At 59.0% G+C, this 3,829-nt stretch carries 2 protein-coding genes; one reads left to right on the forward strand and one right to left on the reverse strand.

The features are described from left to right. Positions 1-152 precede the first annotated feature (152 nt). The gene (locus E1297_RS03725) at positions 153-1,385 is read left to right on the forward strand and encodes a zinc ABC transporter substrate-binding protein (RefSeq protein WP_244327624.1); all 1,233 of its coding nucleotides are present in this window, start codon (positions 153-155) and stop codon (positions 1,383-1,385) included. A 156-nt stretch (positions 1,386-1,541) separates the two neighbouring features. On the opposite strand, the gene E1297_RS03730 is transcribed toward E1297_RS03725, so the two are convergent. After that, on the reverse strand, positions 1,542-3,470 hold the full coding sequence (locus tag E1297_RS03730; RefSeq protein WP_209015628.1) for a murein L,D-transpeptidase: 1,929 nt from the start codon (positions 3,468-3,470) through the stop codon (positions 1,542-1,544). Positions 3,471-3,829: the final 359 nt, after the last annotated feature.

Genomic DNA, 3,829 nt, shown 5'->3' on the forward strand with positions numbered 1-3,829 from the left:
AGGATTTTTTACAAATCTTGTTCTGACCCCGAAATGGCTGCGATCGGCGGGAAAACCCCACCTCTGCGGTGTGGATCTTGTTGCACGGCTTCACGCCGGGTGTTACAGAATTACCCGTAATACTATTACATCCGAATTCGACGGAGCCAGATTTGTCCACCCCTTCCCCGACCCGCAGCCTCGCTGCCCGCTTCACACGTTCCCGGTTCTTGATCACGACCGCCATGGCGGCCCTTTGCACCCAACAGGCCTTTGCCGACGAAGCCCCAAAGGTCGTGACAACGATCAAGCCGGTGCACTCCCTTGCCGCCAGCATCATGCAAGGTGTTGGCGAACCGGAATTGCTGATCAATGGTGCCGCATCGCCGCACGGATTTTCGCTCAAACCGTCGCAGGCGGCCGATATCCAGTCTGCTGATCTTGTGTTCTGGATCGGTCCGGAACTCACCCCTTCGCTTCAAAAACCGCTTCAGACTCTTGGCGAAGGTGCGGACGTGGTCGCATTGATCAAGGCACCGGGCGTAAAACAGCTGCCATTCCGCGAAGATGCCAACTTCGAGACCCATGATCATGACGACGATCATGGCGATGATCACGGGCACGGCGACGATCACGCAGATGAGCATGAAAAGCATGCATCTGCCGAGGAACACGACCATGATGACGATCACGGGCATGGTGACGATCATGCGCACGCGCATGAAGAGGCCTCTGCCCAGGCTGATGATGATCACGGACACGGTGAAGATCAAGCGCATGACACGCATGCATCCGCCCCGGATCACTCGGATCATGCGCATGACGATGACGAACATGACCATGCACATGCAGAGGGTGGTCCTCACGATCATGTCACTCATGGTATTGACGCCCACATTTGGCTTGATCCGGAAAACGGACGCGCGATGGCCCGCGATATTGCCCATCACCTGAGTGAAATCGATCCGGACCACGCACAGGTCTATGCGGCCAATCTTGCAGCGCTCGACGCTGAATTGGCCTCCGTCAACGGCAAGGTTGCCGAAACACTGCGACCGGTCCGGGGCAAGCCTTTCGTTGTCTTCCACGATGCCTATCAGTATTTCGAAAAGCGTTACGACTTCCCGGCTGCCGGCTCGATCACCCTCAGCCCGGAGGTCTCGCCCGGAGCGGACCGGATTTCGGAAATTCGCCACAAGATCGAAGATCTGGATGTGCGCTGCGTTTTCGCCGAACCGCAATTCGAGCCGAAGCTGGTTCGTGTCGTGATCGAAGGCACCAACGCGCATATGGCAACGCTTGACCCGCTTGGTTCCCGGCTGACGGCAGGGCCAGGTCTTTATGCCGAACTGATCGAAGGAACCGCAACGACAATCGCGGACTGCCTCTCCGAAAGCGTGCACTGAGGCGCCGCTGGCGGGGTTAGGCCAAACCCTTGTCGCCATGAGGCCGCTGGCCCTGCCTGCAGAAGGCTGTGGTTCCAGCCGCCCATATACAAATGCCGCGCAGTTGTCCTGCGCGGCACTCAATCCCTTCGGCAGGGCTTCAAGTCAGCCTGCGGATCAGGAGGTTCTGGCCTCAACCCGCGTCTGTTCCGTTTTTTCCAGAGCCTTCAGCAAATGACGGTCCCGGTCATAGACATCCGCGTAATAACGGATCTGACCGTCGATCTCCGGCCATGCCGTGAAATAGGAGACATAGACGGGCAGATGCCCCTCGACACGCTCCTGCCGGTTCTGTCCCTCGGCGATTTGTCCGCTGACATACTCCCGCGATTTGCCGAGAACGGCTGCGGCCATGGCCTTGGGGTCGTGAAGCCGGACACATCCATGGCTGAACGCCCGGCTGTCCTTCCGGAACAACGACTTGTGCGGCGTGTCATGCATATAGATATGATGCTCGTTCGGGAACAGGATCTTGAGCTCTCCAAGCGCGTTCGACTGCCCGGGATATTGGCGGACATTGACCGATTGCTGTTTGGACGCCACCGCATACCAGTTGACAGAGGCCGACGACACCTGCTGGCCCGACGGCGTGGTGACTTCGTAGCCCGACCGGTCGAGATAATAAGGGTCCTGCGCCAGTTTCGGGATCATTTCATTGACAATGATCGAATAGGGAACACCCCAATAGGGATTGTATTCGACTATCTCGACTTCATCGTAGAAAAAATTGGTCTGATTGGCCTTGGTGCCGACAACCACCCGCATGGACAGCGGATCCTCACCCGGCGCCGTGTAGGTGGCCGTGAAGGCCGGCTGATTGATGAACACCTTGCGCGCACCAAGGTCTTCCGGCAGCCAGCGGCTGCGCTCCATGGCCAGGTGCACCTTGGCAATCTTGGCCGCGTTGGTGACCCCGACCAGCGCGCGGATGGTGTTCTTGCCGACAATCCCGTCCGGTGTCAGCTTGTGTTCCTTCTGGTAGGCTTTCACCAGATCCACAAGCGCGGGCGTATAGGCCTCGCCACCGGCATAGGCGGCAAGCGTTGCCGCATGGGTCCGCTTCAGCTCAGCCGAGCCGTTCTGCGCGACCGCTGCGACAATGTTCTTCATTTCCGGGCTCGAACCGCCGGACTTCAGGAATGTGCCCGGCGCAATCTCGATCCGGTCGGATGCCTCTTCGGCCGCCTTGAGCGCGGCCAGTTCGGCCATCAACGCCTTGAAGTGATCGCCTTGCGGCTGATGAGCCTCCATCGCGGCTTCGACGTCGCCTGCACGCGCAAGGGCGTCCAAGGCCGCAACCAGATCCACATCGTGACGCGGCAGGTCGTGATAGCCCGACAGCCTGTTCGGATCGATCCGCCCGCGGGTGGCGTCAAGAATGTAGGTTGCAACTGCAGCCGACAATTCCATTTCGAACGCCATCAGCTCTTTCTGGCGTTGGGTTGGAGACCCTGTGTCCCCGGTGGAATCACTTGCCGCGGACAGGCCCGCGTGATCCGGCGCAACAATCTGGTAGTCGGCAGGATCGAGACCATATTTCCCGGCCTCGCCGAGCGCCGTCATGGCTTGAAGAGCCGCCGCGTTTGCATTTCCGTCCGACACCCAGAGGAAATCCGGATGCTCCCGGTAGAAGGCCAGCAGCGCGTCGCCAACTTCCGGCAACACCATGACGGACATGGCCTTCAAAGCAGGCCGCGCCTTGTCGAAGGCTGTCAGCCCTACGGGTGCGGATGGCAAATCCACGGTATCTTCCTGGCCAGCCGGTGTTTGCAGATCGGGGCCCGGCTGGACCGCTGCGGTCTGTACCTTGGACAGGCTCTGCAAAGAGACCGTCTTCCAGCGATCAGGCTTGTACGGATAGAACTTTGGCGCGGCCACCTTGATGGTCGTGGCCTTCTGGCGCTTCAATTCCTCTTGGCGCTGCATTTCCTGCTGACGCTTCTGCTCGGGATTGAACAGGCGCTGGAAAAAGTTCTGCGCCGCCGCAGGCTCGCTTGCCCCAAGGAGCGCGGCTCCTGCCAGACCGGCTGTCATGACACCGGTCAACAGCCCCCCTGACAGCCTCCTGTGACTTTTTCCATAACAGTCCGGCGTAGCCGATTCCAAGTCCCGATTGCGTGCGCGCATTCCACTTTGCCCTAGGTCTGTCAGCATGCTTTTTCTGTCATGCCGGTATGAACCCTGCCGGGCCACCCTCACCAGCAGACTCAAATTTGAAACAATTCGAAAACTATTACATCAAATTTGGACATTCCGTTAAGCCGGCCGGGAAACCGCGGCAATAACAATCACATTGCTGTGACGGAATTGCCGCAGTCCGACGCAGCGGCGTCAAAGAAACCACTGCGCAGAGTCTTTCAAATCAGAAGGGGATTTCGTCGTCCATGGGCCCGGATCCACCCGAC

It is taken from the genome of Roseibium sp. RKSG952, from assembly GCF_009711355.1.